The organism is Microbacterium testaceum StLB037 (assembly GCF_000202635.1).
Taxonomy (GTDB): domain Bacteria; phylum Actinomycetota; class Actinomycetes; order Actinomycetales; family Microbacteriaceae; genus Microbacterium; species Microbacterium testaceum_F.
The window spans coordinates 3,362,366-3,377,746 of record NC_015125.1 but is presented as its reverse complement, the minus strand read 5'-3'; the positions used below and the strand labels follow the sequence as shown (position 1 = coordinate 3,377,746).

Below are 15,381 nucleotides of genomic sequence, written 5' to 3'. Positions count from 1 at the left end.
CGGGGCGAGGGCTCGAGTGAGGAGAGTGCCCGGAGGCCGCGGCATCCGTGGTTCTCTCAGGCGGCTCCCCTAGGGTCGAGCGCGTGCGTCGGTTGTTCGGAGTCATCGTCGCGCTCGCGTTCGCTGCGGGCGCCGCGGTCCTGACCTGGCCCGGTGTTTTCGGCCTCGAGCGCACTTTCCCGCTCGTCCAGGTGATCTCGTTCCGGGCCGCCCTCGGCGCGGTCTTCGCCGCAGCCGCAGTGCTCGCCCTGCTGTTCGCGCTGATCCGTCCTCTGCGCGCCCTGGCGCTGACCCTCGCCCTCGTCTTCGGCGTGGCCGCGGGCGCGAATGGCCTGATGATCATGCAGCGCGGCACGGGAGACGAGAGCCTCCCCGACAAGACCGCGACGAGTCTGCGCGTGATGACGTGGAACACGGCGGGAGCGGCGACCTCGGCCGAGTCCATCGCGCAGTTCGCCGTCGACATGCAGGCCGACGTGGTGACCCTGCCGGAGACGACGATCGACACCGGCACGCGCGTGGCCGAACTCATGCGCGACATGGGCCGGCCGATGTGGGCCCACCACGCCGAGTACGGCGTGACCGGGTGGGGTGCCACCTCGACCACGGTGCTCATCCGCCCCGAACTGGGTGATTACTCGGTGATCGACTCCTCCCTCGACGGGTCGAGCAACACCTCCACCGTGCCGAGCGCGGTCGCCATGCCCGTCTCCGGCGACGGCCCGATCATCGTCGCCGCGCACGCCGTCGCCCCGCGCGAGGACTACATGACGCAGTGGCGGTCCGACCTGAAGTGGCTCGCCGACCAGTGCGCGAGCGACAACGTGATCCTTGCCGGCGACTTCAACGCGACGATCGACCACATGACCGGACTCGGCGTCGACGGCGGCACCCTGGGTCGCTGCCGCGACACCACTTCCGCGAGCGGCAACGGCGGCGTGGGCACGTGGCCCACCGACATCCCCGCGATTCTCGGCGCCCCGATCGACCACGTCATGGCGACGCCGGACTGGACGGTCTCGGGCTCGATCGTCATGCGCACGCTCGACGGTTCCGGCAGCGACCACCGTCCCGTCGTCGTCCAACTCGAGCGCACCGGCGGCTGACCCCGGATTCCGGATGCCACCCCCGCGTCCGCGACACGCTCGACCCACCCGAGCACCCCGGCGCGAGCAGTGCGAAACTGGGGGAATGGAATCCCCCGCCACCGGCGACACGATCGCCCCCTCGGAGCAGGCAGCCACCCCCGTCACCGCCGAGCCGCAGGCGAACGACGCGCCCTCGAACTCGACGACGAACCGGAAGGCACCGTTCCCGCAGGGGTTCCTCGACACCATCTCTACGGGCTGGGCCGAGCGCGAGGAGGCCTTGCCGAGCCCCCGTGAGCAAGCGGCCTGGGCCGCGCGGCGTCGCGCGAAGGTGTCCGCCGCTTTCCCCGGCCAGCGGCTCGTGATTCCCGCCGGCGGGCTGAAGCAGCGCAGCAACGACACCGACTACCCGTTCCGCGCCCACTCGGCGTTCGCGCACTTGACCGGCTGGGCGTCCGACGCCGAACCCGACTCGGTCCTCGTCTTCGAGCCGCGCGAGGACGGCCACGAGGTCGTGCTCTACTTCCGGGAGCGCGCCGACCGCACCACGCCCGAGTTCTACGCCGACGCGTCCGTCGGAGAGTTCTGGATCGGGCCTCGTCCCGCACTCGAAGGAGTGGCCGCCGATCTGGGCGTCGCGACGGCCCACGTCGATGACTTCGTCGCGTCCGACGCCGATCGCACCCTCGGTGAGGACGACGAGCTCGCCCGTTTCGTCTCGGAGCTGCGTCTCGTCAAGGACGAGTTCGAACTCGCCGAGATGGCCCTGGCGGTCGAGGTCACGGCGCGGGGCTTCGACGACATCGTCGCGGAGCTCCCCCGCATCGTCGAGCACCCCCGCGGGGAGCGGGTCGTGGAAGGGGTCTTCCACCAGCGCGCCCGGGCCGACGGCAACGCGGTCGGATACGACACGATCGCGGCATCCGGACCCCACGCCTGCTACCTGCACTGGACGCGCAACGACGGCGCGGTGAAGCCGGGCGACCTCATCCTCATCGACGCCGGGGTCGAGGTCGACAGTCTCTACACCGCCGACATCACCCGCACTCTCCCCGTCTCGGGACGGTTCACCGACGTGCAGCGCCGGGTGTACGAAACCGTCCGAGAGGCCGCCGACGTGGCATTCGAGGCCGCCCGACCGGGCGTGCCGTTCCGTCGCGTGCACGAAGCCGCCATGGAGATCATCGCCGCTCGCGTCGCGGAGTGGGGCCTTCTCCCCGTGTCGGCCCAGGAGGCCCTGGATGCCGACACCGGCGGCCAGCACCGGCGCTACATGGTCCACGGCACGAGCCACCATCTCGGCATCGACGTGCACGACTGCGCCCAGGCCCGTCGCGACATGTACTACGACGGTCTGCTCGAGCCGGGGATGGTCTTCACGATCGAGCCCGGTCTCTACTTCCAGATCGACGACCTCACCGTCCCCGAGGAGTACCGCGGCATCGGCGTGCGCATCGAGGACGACATCGTCATGACCTCGGACGGCCCGGTGAACCTGTCGGCCGACATCCCCCGCACCGCCGACGAGGTCGAGGACTGGATCGCTCGGCTGTCGCGGTGAGCTTCACACCCCCGCCCGCATTCACGACACGCCCGACCCTTCGCGGGACGTTCGGCATGTCGGCATCCACCCACTGGACGGCGACGGCGACTGCACAGGCCGTCCTCGAGCGCGGCGGGACCGCCTTCGACGCCGCGGTCGCCGCCGCGTTCGTCCTGCACGTCGTGGAACCCCACCTGAACGGACCCGGCGGCGACCTGGTCGCACTCGTACGTCCGGCCGGAGCCGCGGAGCCGGTCGTGCTCATGGGGCAGGGGCCGGCGCCCGCCGCGGCCACGATCGCCCACGTCACCGGCCTGGGGCTCGACCTCGTCCCGGGCGCGGGCGGACTCGCCGCCACGGTCCCCGGAGCGGTCGATGCCTGGCTCCTCCTCCTGCGGGACCACGGCACGTGGGAACTCCGCGACATCCTGGCGTACGCGATCGGCTATGCCCGCGACGGGCACCCCCTCGTCGCCGGCGCGGCCGCGACGATCGGCCGCGTCGCCGACCTCTTCCGCGATCATTGGCCCACATCGGCCGACCAATGGATGCCGAACGGCCGGGCCCCCGCTCCCGATACGGTCGTCCGCCACCCGGCGTACGCCGACGTCCTCGACACGCTCATCGCCGCCGGTGTCCCCGCGGAATCGCGCGAAGCCCGCATCGACGCCGCTCGAACCCGCTGGGCCGAAGAGGTGCTCCCCGCGGCCGCCGCCTTCATCCAGAAGCCGCACCGCCACTCCGATGGCGGCGAGCACCGGGGCGTCCTGGGCGCCGAGGATGTGCGCGCGTGGCGCGCGAGCGTCGAACCCGCGGTCTCCGCCCGATTCCGTGGATGGGACGTGTACAAGCCCGGGGTGTGGACGCAGGGGCCGGCGCTGCTCCAGACGCTGCGGATGCTCGATCCCTTCGAGGACGATGCCCTCGACATCAGCCGCGGGCGCGGTGCGCACACCGTCCTCGAGGCGCAGAAGCTCGCGTACGCGGACCGCGACGCCTGGTTCGGCGACGGCGAAGGGGCGGCGTCGCCGTCGGCGCTGCTCGCCGACGACTACATCGCCGAGCGTCGGGCCCTCATCGGCGACGACGCGTCGCCGGAGTTCCGTCCCGGGTCGCCCGAGGGGCGGCATCCGGTGATCCCTCCCCTGCGCACCGACGCGGGTGTCGCCGCCGGCGCAACGGGTGAACCCACGGTTGATCGTTCTGGCCAGACGCGCGGTGACACCTGCCACATCGACGTCATCGACCGGTGGGGCAACGTGATCTCCGCAACGCCCTCGGGCGGCTGGCTGCAATCGTCGCCGACCGTCCCCGAGCTGGGTTTCTGTCTCGGCACCCGCCTGCAGATGACGTGGCTGGTTCCGGGGCATCCCTCCTCGCTCTTGCCGGGTCGACGCCCCCGGACGACGCTGACACCCACCCTCCTCTCCCGAGGCGACGAGGTCACCGCTCTGGGGTCTCCCGGCGGCGACCAGCAGGACCAGTGGCAGTTGCCGGTGATCCTGCGGACGCTCGTGGGCGGCTACACGGCGCAGCAGGCGATCGATTCGCCCACGCTCCACACCACCGCGATCGCAGACTCCTTCTGGCCGCGGACCTGGACGCCGGCCGGGGCGATGGTCGAAGGGCGGATAGGCGACGAGGTCGTCTCCGACCTCGAGCGACGCGGTCATCGCGTGACGGTCGCCGGAGACTGGGCGTTGGGCCGCGTGAGTGCCGTCGGTCGAGACGCGAACGGTCTGCTGTGGGCGGCGGCGAATCCGCGCGGAATGCAGGGGTACGCAGCCGGGAGATGACGCGCACGGGAGCGGGTGAAAGGCGCCGGGCGCTATCCACAGGGTGAAAATCGCGGGCCGCGAAACTCCCTAGCATCCCGGCATGTCTTACTCGCTGCAGCCCGACCAGATCATCGGTATCGCCGATCGCCTGCGGCGCGCCCTCGACGAGACCCTCGACCGCTCCGACGCGCTTCGCGGCGCCGTCGAGGCGATGAGCACCGCTCTGGCGCGCGTGTCGACGGCGCGCTCGGCATTCGACGACGTCGCAGGCGCCCGCGTCGCCCTGTCGCGCGGCATGGTCTCGCACGGACGGGTCGCCGTGGCGGCGCTTCGCACGATCGTGCTGTCCTACGTCACGGCGGACGAAGAGATGGCCGAGTCCGCGGCGGCACTCGATGCGCGCACGCGCGCTCCGCTGTTCGACCCATCGCGCTTCGGGGCACGCCTCTCATGAGCCTCGACCGCGCCGCGATCCCGGTCGCGCCCGCAGACCCCGAAGCGTTGCGTCGCTGCGCCCGGGCTCTGCGGCAGGCGTCCACGCCCCTCCGGCTGAGCGCAGAGAACATCCTCTTCTCGTGGGGAATGCTCCCCGAGGTCTACCGCGCACCGGAATCCGTCGACCTCCAGGACGCGATGACCCTCATCGGCCCCGCTGCCGTCGAGATCCTGACCGGCATCGGGCTCGCGTGCACCGCGGTCGAGATACTGGCGGACGAACTGGATGCCGTCACCCGAGAGCGAGACGCCCTCGTCGCACGTCTGGACACGCGCGACATCCTCGACCGGTTCGCGCCGCCCGTCTCCGACGACCCGTTCGCACAACTTCTCGCCGCAGACGCACGCGCCGACGAGGAGGCCGAGTTCCGGCGCGCGTGCACGGCACTCCTCGACCGGTACACCGAGGCGGTCGACGCATGCGCAGCTCAGCTCCGAGCCATCCCGGACATTCCGTGGACACTGTCGGCGAAACTTCGCGTCGACGAGCAGACGCTGACCGCAGAATCGACCTCGATCACGGATGCCGCTGCCCTCCCCCTCCTCACACGGCTGGCGGAGCACGGGGGCTTCGACGCCGCTCGGCTTCTCACCGAGCATCCCGAATGGCTCGCCGTGATCCGTCGCGCTCACCCCGCAGCGATCGCGCAGTGGTGGAACGCCCTGCCCGCGGCGACCGCGACCGCCCTGATCACCGCGATGCCGGCAGCGATCGGCAACCTCGACGGCGTGGACATCGCGACGCGCGTCGCTGTGAATCGCTCGCGCGCGGCGGCGCGGGTCGAGGAGCTCCGTCGGGAGCGGCGCGAGGCGCAGCTCGACGCGGACCCGCTGACCGCCAGGTTCCGGTCGCCCGCGGCGCAGGCCGACAGCCGTCTGCGCGCGATCGACGCGGAACTCGCGTACTTCCAAGCGGTACAGGACGGCCGGAAACAGCTCTACGCCTGGGACCCGGATCACGGCGCGCTGATCGAGATGTCCGGCGATCCGTCACGGGCCACGTCCGCGCTCTTCGTGGTTCCCGGCACGAACACGCAGGCGGCGTCGTTCTTCGGCGACGAGCCGATCACGAGGTTCGCGGACTGGCAGGTCAGGAATGCGAGCCCCGGAAGCGTCATCGCCTTCACTGTGATGACCGGCCCAATGCCACAACTCGACAAGCCCTTGACCGAGGGTCCGCAATACAACGGCTTCGCTCAAGAACGAGGTGTCGAGTTCGCGAACGTCGTGATCGGCGTCAGCGCGGCTGAACCCTCACTGTGGACGATGAGCTACGAGCATTCGTATGCCAGTGCTGTCGGAAGCAACGCCGAGAGTTACGGCGCGACATTGGACGCGCGGTTCTTGGCTGGCGGCGTCGGAGCCGTCGGACCTTACGTCCCGAACCTTGACACCGCCTACTACGCAGCCCAAGCGCCGGACGACATCAATCGCAGCTACGCCGGACTCCGGCTCGGAGGTCTCGGCTTCGACGTTCCCCCAGAATCGTTTCCCGGTATCACGATCGTGAGCTCTGGCATCCCTGGTGCTGACCCGCTGAAGCTCGTGTACGGACCGGTGGCGCCGCCGTTCATCATCGGAGACAGCGTTGCGCACCACAACGCTCTTATGAGCGATGACGAGGACCTCAATGGCGATGTCCTGCACGCCGTGCAGAAACTCCTCAAGGACGCGAAACGATCATGAAGAAGCTCGCTGCAATCACACTCGTCGCACTCGTCCTGCTCGGAGTTGAGGGTTGCTCCGTGGACACACCCTCATATGAGGCTGTGCAGAGTGAGACTACTCAAACGCTCGAAAAGCTCGTGAACGTTGTTCCAGATCCCAAAGAGGTTGTTCGCCAACCGGAGCAGCCACCGTACCCGTGCGACGATCCGCTACTGATGTCCCGCGATCGGGGCGCGTTCTACACGGGCCACTGGATCATCTATGTTGCGGACGACGTGGATGTCCACGCATTACTTGCAGCACTCCCTACCCGCTTAGGAGACGAATGGGAGGAGCGAGATCTGGGCATCGACGTGTCTTTCGCGAACCTCGATCTGCTCGAGAAGGATCTCAATGTGAGCGTAAGCGTTCAGGAAGCCCATATAGACGGCCGCCTCGCCCTAGAAATGATTGCCATCTCCCGCTGCGGCACCCTCCCCGCAACCCCCGGGCCGTAGCCGTCTACAACGCCCGCACGAAGCCGGCGACAACCGGCGCCAGCCCCGCGCCGATCTCATCCGCCGGTCGCCGCGCGCCCTTCACCTCGAAGGAGTGATTGGCACCGGCGATCCAGTGCACGCGGGCGTCCGGGCACGAAGCCACGGCCTCGATGAGTTGGTCGTGCGGGTCGACGAACGGGTCGTTCTCGCCCTCGACGAACAACTGGGGTGCGTGCACCGTCGGCAGGTGCTCTGACCGCGGCTTGTCGGGGCGCCCCGGCGGATGCAGGGGGTAGCCCAGGTACACGAGCCCGTCGGGGACGATGAGTCCTTCCGCGGCGGCGACGGATGCCATCCGCCCGCCATACGACTTCCCCGCGGCCACGAACGCTCCCGACGCCGACGCCTCGGCGCACCATTCCTGCACAGCCGCCCACGTCCCGGTCGCCGCGGCGACGGGTCCTGGCATCCGGCGTCCCGCCTCGATGTAGGGGAAGACGAACCGCAGCACGGCGAAGCCGTCGGCCGCGAGAGCGGTGGCGAGGCCCTCGAGGAAGGGATGGGTCATGCCCGCTCCCGCTCCGTGCGCCAGAGCGATCGTCACGGATGCGTCCGTCGGCGCGTCCCACAGCCCCGAAACGAAGGAAGCTCCGCTCGGCAGGTCGACCGGGATGCGGACGGGCTCGACCGTCACCGGTCGTCGCGCGGAGCCCCGGGCGCCTCGGTCGGCGGCTCCTCAGCAGACGGCTCGACCCCGGCCGATTCCGCGGGAGCGCGGCCGTCTTCGGAGGCATCGCGGTGCGGCTGCGGCGTCGGGGGGACGATTCGCTCCCCATAGCGCGGCGGCTCATCGTCGGCCGGCGCGGAGGTCGTCGCCGCGGGGCGCGCGGCCGACGACGGGGTCGGTGCTCCGGGGGCGATCCGCTCGCCGTACTGCGGCGGAGCGTCATCGACCGAGACGGACGGGCGGGCGACCACGGTGCGCGCCGTTCCGGTCGGCCCGAGCACCCCACGTGCCTTGTGCAGGCTCGCCGCGGCGACGCAGACGTCGTAATGGTCCGCGCTCACCTGCATCACGGACGCGAAGTCGCGGCGACGCCGGATGAGCGAATAGGTGCCGAGGCTCAGCAGCATGCCGAGGGCCATACCCACCAGGAGAACGCCGAGGAAGGTCGCGATCTGCACCGTCGGCTGACCGAGGACGAAGATGAACGCGAAGAGCAGACCGATCATCAGGCCGTTCAGGGCACCGGAACGCGCCGCGGTGGCGTAGCCGAGCCGGCCCGTGATCCGCTCGATCGAGCGAAGCCCCGTCCCGACGATCGCGATGTCACGCGCGGGCACTTCGCCCGCGATGAGGGAGGAAACGGCCTTCTGCGCCTGCTCGTACGTGGGAAACGACGCGACCTTCTCGCCGACCTCGTCGCGTCCTGCCCCGGGTCGCCCCGCCAACATACTCATTTCACCATCCTGTCACGCGCGCCTGACCGTTCCACCGGTGTTGCATAGGAGGTGCGGACTACGCTGGACCGGTGAGCACGCAAAGGGTTTTCGTCGCCCGCTTGGCGGGCTGCACGGTGTTCGACCCGGCGGGAGACCGTCTGGGTAAGGTGCGCGACGTCGTGGTGATCTACCGCGCGTCCGCTGCGCCGCGCGTCGTGGGGCTCGTCGTCGAGATTCCCGGGCGCCGACATGTGTTCGTGTCCATCGGGCGCGTCACCTCCATACAGGCCGGTCAGGTCATCACGACCGGCCTCATCAACGTGCGCCGTTTCCAGCAGCGCGGTGGCGAAGTGCGCGTCATGGCGGAGATGCTCGGTCGTCGTGTGAGCCTCGTCGACGGCTCCGGCACCGCCGTGATCGAAGACGTCGCGATCGAGCGCAACCGCCTCGGCGAGTGGGATGTCGGACAGCTGTTCCTCCGCCGCCCCCGGACGAGTGCCTCGCCGTTCGCCAAGGGACCCACGACGTTCGCGGCGTGGACCGAAGTGCGAGAGAACCAGACCCCGGGCGAGGCGCAGTCCGCCGAACAGCTCGTCGCGACCTACTCCGAGCTCAAGCCCGCCGACCTCGCCAACACGCTGCTCGACCTCCCCGAAGAACGCCTCATCGAGGTCGCCGAAGAACTCAGCGATGATCGCCTCGCCGACGCCCTCGAAGAGATGCCCGAGGACGAGCAGGTCCACATCCTCGAGCAGCTGGGCGACGAGCGCGCCGCCGACATCCTGGATGCCATGGAGCCCGACGACGCGGCCGATCTCCTCGGTCAGCTGCCGGAGTCGCGCTCGGAGCAACTCCTCGACCTCATGGAGCCCGAGGAAGCCGACGACGTGCGTGCCCTCCTCCAGTACGGCCCCGACACGGCCGGCGGTCTCATGACGCCGGAGCCCATCGTGCTGTCGGCGGATGCCACGGTGGCGGAGGCCCTGGCCCTCATCCGCCGGCACGAGTTGCACCCCGCGCTCGCGGCATCCGTGTTCATCACCCTCCCTCCCTACGAGACGCCGACCGGCCGCCTGCTGGGGACCGTGCACTTCCAGCGCATGCTGCGCTACCCGCCGCACGAGCGGCTCGGCGCGATCATCGACGACACGCTGGAGCCGGTGCCCGCCGACGCCACGGCCGCCGAGGTCGCCCGCCTCCTCGCCAGCTACAACCTCGTCTCGCTCCCCGTCATCGATCAGGCGCACCGTCTCGTCGGCTGCGTGAGCGTTGACGACGTGCTCGATTACCTCCTGCCCGACGACTGGCGCACGCACGACAGCGATGATCCGACGCCCAAGGTCACACGCAGACCGACCGCGACCCAGAGCATCCCTGTCCAGACCCCACCGACCCCGAGGAGGCGCTGATGGCTCGGAACAACCGCCAGCCCGCTCTCGACGCGCCCCGCGGCCGCGGCCGCGTTCTCGCCCCACGTGCTCCCCAGCCCTCTCGCGATCGCTTCGGTCGCTTCACCGAGTGGGTCGCCCGGGCAATGGGAACGCCCACCTTCCTGCTCTCGCTGACCCTCTTCTGCGTGGTCTGGATGGGGTGGAACTCGATCGCCCCGGACGAGCTGCGCTTCGACTCCGCCGCGATCGGCTTCACCGCGCTGACCCTCGTGCTGTCGCTGCAGGCGTCGTACGCCGCTCCCCTCATCCTGCTCGCGCAGAACCGTCAGGACGACCGCGACCGCGTGCAGATCGAACAGGACCGGCAGCGCGCAGAGCGCAATCTCGCCGACACCGAGTACCTCGCCCGCGAGATCGTCGCCCTGCGCATGGCCATTCGCGATCTGACCGAGGACGTCATCACCAAGGACACGCTGCGCACCGAGTTGCGCGCCGCTCTCCAACGCCTCGACGAGAACGACGAGCAGTCTCGGCCCGCGCCGTGACCGCGGACCTCGCCGAGCGGGTGCGTGCGGCCGTCGCGGCGGTCACCGATCCCGAGCTGCGGCGCCCCCTCGGCGAGCTCGACATGGTGCGCGAGGTCGATGTCCACGGCACGACCGCGGCCGTCGGAATCGCGCTGACCATCGTGGGGTGCCCCGCGGCCGACCGGATCGAACGGGACGTCCGGGATGCCGCCGCGTCGGCCGCGGGGATCGACGCGGTCGACGTGCGGGTCGGGGTGATGTCGCCCGACGAGCGGAAGGCGCTCACCGAGAAGCTGCGCGGCGGCCGCGCGAAGCGCGAGATGCCCTTCGGCCCCGATTCGCTCACGCGTGTGATCGCCGTGACGAGCGGCAAGGGCGGCGTGGGCAAGTCGACCCTGACCGCGAACCTCGCGGTCGCCCTGGCGGCGCGCGGCCTGCGCGTCGGCCTGATCGACGCCGACGTCCACGGCTTCTCGATCCCCGGCCTCCTGGGACTCATCGACGCCGATGGTCTTCCCCCGGCGCCGACGCGGATCGACGAGTTGATCCTGCCGCCCGTCGCCTGCGGCGTGAAGGTGATCTCGATCGGCATGTTCCTGCGCCGCCCCGGAGAGGATGCCGCGGGCGCGGTCGCCTGGCGGGGTCCCATGCTGCATCGCACCGTGCAGCAGTTCCTCACGGACGTGTTCTTCGGTGACCTCGACGTGCTGCTGCTCGACATGCCTCCCGGGACGGGCGACGTCGCCATCTCGGTGGGACAGCTGCTCCCCCACGCCGATGTGCTGGTCGTCACGACGCCGCAGGCGGCCGCCGCCGACGTCGCGGTTCGCTCGGGTACCGTGGCGCGCCAGACGGGTCAGCGCGTGATCGGGGTGATCGAGAACATGTCCGCGATGACCCTGCCGGACGGATCCTCCCTCGACCTGTTCGGTTCCGGCGGAGGCGAAGCGGTGGCTCGGGCTCTGTCGACCGAGGATGCCGACGTCCCGCTCTTGGCATCCGTTCCCCTCAGCCCCGCGCTGCGCGGCGGAGGCGACGACGGTCGGCCGGTGGTGCTCACGGCGCCCGGCGACCCGGCGTCGCGCGCCATCGAGGCGGCTGCGGCTGCTCTGGCCCGGAATCCGCGGGGGCTCGCCGGACGGGCGCTCCGCGTCACGCCGTCAGCCTGACGCGCCAACGCGGTCTCGGAACTCAGGTCGATTCGTCGTCGAACGGAGGGAGCGCGCCCGGAACGAAGGGCGGCTTCTCCGGCGTGACGCGGGCGGCCACAGCGGCGGCGCCGGCGGCGCGCATGGTCGCGGTCGGCGTGTCGTCGAGGAGGGCTTCGCGGACGATCCGGCGGGGGTCGTACTGCCGGGGGTCGAGCTTGCGCCAATCGACGTCGTCGAACTCGGGACCCATCTCTTCCCGCATGCGGGATTTCGCGCCCTGGAGCGTCTCTTTGGCGCGGCGCGTCAACTTCGCGAGGGCCTCGGCGTACTTGGGCAGACGCTCCGGGCCGATGACGAGTGCGGCGACCACACCGATCAGCATGAGCTTCTCGATGGTGAGCCCGAAGAACATGAGTTCAGATTACCCGCCGCGCCTCGGCCTCCGGCACGACGGCGCCCTCTAGCCTGGGCACGGAGGTCCAGGTGAGTGGTTATGAGGCGAACGAGCGGTTCGTGCAGGAGTCGACGGTGGAACCGGAGCACATCGCCCGGGCTCGCGCGCACGCGCTCGAGCTGGGTGCCGCCCCGATCAGCCCCGCGGTCGGCGCGCAGACCGCGCTTCTGGCCGCCGCGACACGTGCGCTGAACGTCGTCGAGGTCGGCACCGGCGGCGGCGTCTCCGGGCTCTGGTTGCTGCACGGTTCTCCGCGCGCGACGCTCACCACGATCGACAGCGAGCCGGAGCACCTCGGTGCGGCGCGCTCCGCCTTCGCGGACGCGCGGATTCCCGCGGCTCGCGCCCGGTTCATCACCGGTCGCGCCTCCGAGGTCCTCCCCCGGATGAACGAAGCGTCCTACGACATCGTCTTCATCGACGCCGACCCCGACGGCGTCATCGAATACGTCGAACACGGCCTGCGCCTCGTCCGGGCAGGGGGAACCGTCCTCATTCCGCGCGTCCTCGCCGGCGGTGCGGTCGCCGACCCGGTGCGCCGCGATGCCGTCACGACGGCGTACCGCTCGCTCATCCAAGAAGTCCAGGCTTCACCGGCGGTCTTCGGCGCCCTTTCGACCACGGGTGAGGGGCTCCTGCAGCTGACGACCGTCGCCCCGACGGCCTGACAGCGCTCCACCCCGCGGCTCACCCGCGGAGCTCCAACGCTCACCACGACGAAGAGAAGGCCGGCCCCGAGGGACCGGCCTTCTCTTCGTGAAGATGCATCAGGATGCGTTGACGACCCCACCGAGCACGTCGTGCAGTTCCTTCGCCTCGGCGTCGTTCACCGAGACGACGAGTCGCCCGCCACCCTCGAGCGGCACGCGCACGATGATCAGCCGGCCCTCCTTCACGGCCTCCATCGGTCCGTCACCGGTTCGCGGCTTCATGGCTGCCATCGCGGCCCCCTTTTCGTCGTTGGTCTCCTGACAGTTTACCGGTAGCGGGCGTGGCGCGTGGTCGCGCGCCACGCGAGGCCACACGGCATCCGTCAGGGAATCTGCCAGTACGTGTTCCCGAGGGCGTACATGTTGTAGATCCACCACCACTGCCCCAGCAGGGCGAGGGCGAGAACGCCCGCGCGCCAGCCGGTCGAGCGCGGCACCGCGAATGCGCCCCACAGCGGCGACACGGGCAGGAGGAGCCGGAAGATGCTCGACTGCGGGAAGAACACGAGAAGCAGGTAGACCAGGTAGCTGGCGGACCACAGGCGGATCTCGACGCCGAGCCGCCGGACCGGGCGGGCGAAAAGGAGCGCGAGGGTGATTCCGATGACGAGGATCACGAGCGCGATGTACCCCGCCCACGGGCCGAGTCCCCACTGCGTGAACCAGAACGCCGCCGCCTGCACGAAGCCTTCGACGGGGACGAAGTGACCGCTCGCGTCAGCGATCCAGTTGCGGCGCCACGCCAGCTCCGTCGCGAGGTACGCCCCGGCGTCTCCCGTGACGAGCCCGGCGATCACCTGCCAGGCGAAGCCGACGACCACGCTGACCACGCCGAGCGCGACGATGTGCACGATCTCGCGGCGCGGAAGCGGATCGCTCCGACGGCGAAGGAATCGATGGATGCCGTAGAGCCCGAGGAAGAGGGCGAAGGCGAGGATACCCGGGCGGGTGAAGCCCATCACGGGAATCAGGGCGTAGAGCCATCCCCACCGCCGGCGCTGCACGCAGCGCAGGGCGACGAACAGCAGGAGCAGGAAGAGCGACTCCGCGTACCCCACCTGGAACATCGCGGCCAGCGGCCCCGCGGCGAAGAAGACGACCGCCCACGTCGCCGCGGCATCGCCCAGGCGATCGCGCAGCAGCGCATGGAGCGCGAGACTCGCACCGTAACCGGACAGGAGGGCGATGGCCACGCCTCCCGCGCCCCACGAACCGAGGAAGGCGCCCACTCCCGCCGACAGGTACGGGTAGACCGGGAGGAAGGCCCAGGCATTCTCGGACACCGCACCCGCCGCGTTGAGCGGAAGGACGGACGGGTACCCAGACAGCGCCGCCAACCAGTACCACTGCGCGTCCCAGCCGAGGGCCAGTTGACCGAGCGCCGGCTCGACGCCGAAACGCGACGTGGGCCCGGACATCCCGGCAGCCAGGAGGAAGAAGATCGTCGTGACGACGCGCGCCGCGACGTAGATGAGCGCGATGCGCGCCGCCACGGGCAGGCGCGCCCACCCCCGGAGGGTTCCGAATGCCGCGACCTCGGTGGTCACGACCCGCTCAGCCACGCGCGCAGTCCGCGCTCGACCGCGTCGATCTGCGCCACGGCCACCCGCTCTTCGTCGTGGTGGGCGAGATGCGGGTCACCGGGTCCGTAGTTGACCGCCGGGATGCCCAGGGCCGAGAAGCGGGCGACATCGGTCCACCCGTACTTCGGCCGAGGGGTGGCCCCGACCGCCGCGACGAATTCCTGCGCGAGGGGCGCATCGAGACCGGGTCGCGCCCCTTCGGCGATGTCGACGAACTCGACGTCGAAGCCGGTGAAGACGTCGCGCACGACGCGTTCGGCGCCTGCCGCGTCGCGGCTCGGGGCGAACCGGTAGTTGACCTGGACCTCGCAGGCATCCGGGATCACGTTGCCCGCGACTCCGCCGACGATCTTCACGGCGTTCAGTCCCTCGCGGTAGAGCAGCCCCTCGACCTCGATCTCGCGGGCGCGGTACTCCGCGAGACGCGCGAGGATCGGAGCCGCCTTGTGGATCGCGTTCTCACCGATCCAGGAGCGGGCGCTGTGCGCGCGGACGCCGTCGGTGCGCACGATCGCCCGAAGCGTGCCGTTGCAGCCGCCTTCGACCTCGCCGTTGCTCGGCTCCCCGAGGATCGCGAAGTCGCCGACGAACAGGTCGGGTCGGTTCCGCGACAGCCGGCCGAGACCGTTGAGCGAGGAATCGACTTCTTCGTGGTCATACCACATCCAGGTGATGTCGACCGAGGGGGCGACCAGTTCGGCGGCGAGCTTGAGCTGCACGGCGACGCCGGCCTTCATGTCGACCGTCCCGCGGCCCCAGAGGAAGGCCTCCCCGTCGATCTCGCGGTCCTCGACCGGCAGATTGCGGTTGATGGGGACCGTGTCGATGTGTCCCGCGATCACGACCCGCCGCGCTCGACCGAGGTTCGTGCGCGCGACGATCGTGTCGCCGTCGCGGATGACCTCGAGGTGGTCGTAGCTGGCGAGAGCTGAGGCGATGGCGTCCGCGAGTGTCGTCTCATCGCCGGAGACGCTCGGGATGTCGCAGATGGCGCGCGTGAGGTCGAGCGAGGAAGACGAGAGATCGAGCGGCGACATGCCCACGATCCTACCGAGCGTGCTGCCGCCGGTA

16 protein-coding genes are annotated in these 15,381 nt (G+C 70.3%); 10 read left to right on the top strand and 6 right to left on the bottom strand.

All coding sequences use genetic code 11. From position 1 onward, the window contains the following. Nucleotides 1–83: 83 nt before the first annotated feature. The 6 genes from MTES_RS15360 to MTES_RS19405 all read left to right on the top strand — a co-directional run bounded on the left by MTES_RS15360 (nt 84) and on the right by MTES_RS19405 (nt 7,069). Nucleotides 84–1,106 carry an endonuclease/exonuclease/phosphatase family protein gene (locus MTES_RS15360; RefSeq protein WP_013586199.1) on the top strand — a complete coding sequence of 341 codons (1,023 nt, stop codon included), beginning with the start codon at nt 84–86 and terminating at the stop codon, nt 1,104–1,106. An 85-nt stretch (nt 1,107–1,191) separates the two neighbouring features. Beyond that, complete coding sequence (locus tag MTES_RS15355) at nt 1,192–2,649, top strand: aminopeptidase P family protein (RefSeq protein WP_013586198.1); 1,458 nt, start codon at nt 1,192–1,194, stop codon at nt 2,647–2,649. Continuing rightward, nucleotides 2,646–4,427 carry a gamma-glutamyltransferase family protein gene (locus tag MTES_RS15350; RefSeq protein ID WP_043361540.1) on the top strand — a complete coding sequence of 594 codons (1,782 nt, stop codon included), beginning with the start codon at nt 2,646–2,648 and terminating at the stop codon, nt 4,425–4,427. The genes MTES_RS15355 and MTES_RS15350 overlap by 4 nt, the downstream gene beginning before the upstream one ends. An 82-nt stretch (nt 4,428–4,509) precedes the next feature. Beyond that, nucleotides 4,510–4,863 (top strand): hypothetical protein, encoded by a 354-nt coding sequence (locus MTES_RS15345; protein ID WP_013586196.1) that lies wholly within the window; start codon nt 4,510–4,512, stop codon nt 4,861–4,863. After that, nucleotides 4,860–6,590, top strand: a complete 1,731-nt coding sequence (locus tag MTES_RS18605) for a hypothetical protein (RefSeq protein WP_013586195.1) — start codon at nt 4,860–4,862, stop codon at nt 6,588–6,590. The genes MTES_RS15345 and MTES_RS18605 overlap by 4 nt, the downstream gene beginning before the upstream one ends. Further along, nucleotides 6,587–7,069 carry a hypothetical protein gene (locus MTES_RS19405; RefSeq protein WP_013586194.1) on the top strand — a complete coding sequence of 161 codons (483 nt, stop codon included), beginning with the start codon at nt 6,587–6,589 and terminating at the stop codon, nt 7,067–7,069. Before MTES_RS18605 ends, MTES_RS19405 begins: the two co-directional genes overlap by 4 nt. A 4-nt stretch (nt 7,070–7,073) precedes the next feature. Here the strand turns inward: MTES_RS19405 and MTES_RS15330 are convergent, their stop codons facing one another. Together MTES_RS15330 and MTES_RS15325 are read right to left on the bottom strand one after the other, a co-directional pair. Next, the gene (locus tag MTES_RS15330; RefSeq protein ID WP_013586193.1) at nt 7,074–7,745 is read right to left on the bottom strand and encodes an alpha/beta family hydrolase; all 672 of its coding nucleotides are present in this window, start codon (nt 7,743–7,745) and stop codon (nt 7,074–7,076) included. Further along, on the bottom strand, nt 7,742–8,512 hold the full coding sequence (locus tag MTES_RS15325) for a general stress protein (protein ID WP_013586192.1): 771 nt from the start codon (nt 8,510–8,512) through the stop codon (nt 7,742–7,744). The genes MTES_RS15330 and MTES_RS15325 overlap by 4 nt, the downstream gene beginning before the upstream one ends. A gap of 71 nt (nt 8,513–8,583) precedes the next feature. On the opposite strand from MTES_RS15325, the gene MTES_RS15320 reads away from it, so the two are divergent. Genes MTES_RS15320 through MTES_RS15310 form a run of 3 tightly spaced genes read left to right on the top strand, consistent with a single transcriptional unit; the run spans nt 8,584 to nt 11,581 of the window. After that, nucleotides 8,584–9,903, top strand: coding sequence for a magnesium transporter MgtE N-terminal domain-containing protein (locus MTES_RS15320; RefSeq protein ID WP_013586191.1), 1,320 nt, complete (start codon nt 8,584–8,586; stop codon nt 9,901–9,903). Next, nucleotides 9,903–10,430 carry a DUF1003 domain-containing protein gene (locus tag MTES_RS19930; protein WP_013586190.1) on the top strand — a complete coding sequence of 176 codons (528 nt, stop codon included), beginning with the start codon at nt 9,903–9,905 and terminating at the stop codon, nt 10,428–10,430. Before MTES_RS15320 ends, MTES_RS19930 begins: the two co-directional genes overlap by 1 nt. Then, on the top strand, nt 10,427–11,581 hold the full coding sequence (locus MTES_RS15310) for a P-loop NTPase (RefSeq protein WP_013586189.1): 1,155 nt from the start codon (nt 10,427–10,429) through the stop codon (nt 11,579–11,581). Before MTES_RS19930 ends, MTES_RS15310 begins: the two co-directional genes overlap by 4 nt. A gap of 22 nt (nt 11,582–11,603) precedes the next feature. Here the strand turns inward: MTES_RS15310 and MTES_RS15305 are convergent, their stop codons facing one another. Continuing rightward, on the bottom strand, nt 11,604–11,975 hold the full coding sequence (locus MTES_RS15305; protein ID WP_013586188.1) for a twin-arginine translocase TatA/TatE family subunit: 372 nt from the start codon (nt 11,973–11,975) through the stop codon (nt 11,604–11,606). A 71-nt stretch (nt 11,976–12,046) separates the two neighbouring features. On the opposite strand from MTES_RS15305, the gene MTES_RS15300 reads away from it, so the two are divergent. After that, nucleotides 12,047–12,685 carry an O-methyltransferase gene (locus tag MTES_RS15300; RefSeq protein ID WP_013586187.1) on the top strand — a complete coding sequence of 213 codons (639 nt, stop codon included), beginning with the start codon at nt 12,047–12,049 and terminating at the stop codon, nt 12,683–12,685. A 99-nt stretch (nt 12,686–12,784) separates the two neighbouring features. On the opposite strand, the gene MTES_RS18975 is transcribed toward MTES_RS15300, so the two are convergent. The 3 genes from MTES_RS18975 to dapE form a co-directional block, all read right to left on the bottom strand. Continuing rightward, complete coding sequence (locus MTES_RS18975; protein ID WP_013586186.1) at nt 12,785–12,958, bottom strand: DUF3117 domain-containing protein; 174 nt, start codon at nt 12,956–12,958, stop codon at nt 12,785–12,787. A 92-nt stretch (nt 12,959–13,050) separates the two neighbouring features. Continuing rightward, the gene (locus MTES_RS15295) at nt 13,051–14,289 is read right to left on the bottom strand and encodes a hypothetical protein (protein ID WP_043361533.1); all 1,239 of its coding nucleotides are present in this window, start codon (nt 14,287–14,289) and stop codon (nt 13,051–13,053) included. Further along, nucleotides 14,271–15,347 carry a succinyl-diaminopimelate desuccinylase gene (dapE, locus tag MTES_RS15290; protein WP_013586184.1) on the bottom strand — a complete coding sequence of 359 codons (1,077 nt, stop codon included), beginning with the start codon at nt 15,345–15,347 and terminating at the stop codon, nt 14,271–14,273. Before dapE ends, MTES_RS15295 begins: the two co-directional genes overlap by 19 nt. Nucleotides 15,348–15,381 lie beyond the last annotated feature (34 nt).

Excerpts from the sequence above, each read along its gene's own strand:
- dapE (WP_013586184.1), bottom strand. The coding sequence starts at position 15,347 with ATGTCGCCGCTCGATCTCTCGTCTTCCTCGCTCGACCTCACGCGCGCC.
- MTES_RS15325 (WP_013586192.1), bottom strand. The coding sequence starts at position 8,512 with ATGAGTATGTTGGCGGGGCGACCCGGGGCAGGACGCGACGAGGTCGGC.
- MTES_RS18605 (WP_013586195.1), top strand. The coding sequence starts at position 4,860 with ATGAGCCTCGACCGCGCCGCGATCCCGGTCGCGCCCGCAGACCCCGAA.
- MTES_RS15345 (WP_013586196.1), top strand. The coding sequence starts at position 4,510 with ATGTCTTACTCGCTGCAGCCCGACCAGATCATCGGTATCGCCGATCGC.
- MTES_RS15355 (WP_013586198.1), top strand. The coding sequence starts at position 1,192 with ATGGAATCCCCCGCCACCGGCGACACGATCGCCCCCTCGGAGCAGGCA.
- MTES_RS15305 (WP_013586188.1), bottom strand. The coding sequence starts at position 11,975 with ATGTTCTTCGGGCTCACCATCGAGAAGCTCATGCTGATCGGTGTGGTC.
- MTES_RS19930 (WP_013586190.1), top strand. The coding sequence starts at position 9,903 with ATGGCTCGGAACAACCGCCAGCCCGCTCTCGACGCGCCCCGCGGCCGC.
- MTES_RS19405 (WP_013586194.1), top strand. The coding sequence starts at position 6,587 with ATGAAGAAGCTCGCTGCAATCACACTCGTCGCACTCGTCCTGCTCGGA.
- MTES_RS18975 (WP_013586186.1), bottom strand. The coding sequence starts at position 12,958 with ATGGCAGCCATGAAGCCGCGAACCGGTGACGGACCGATGGAGGCCGTG.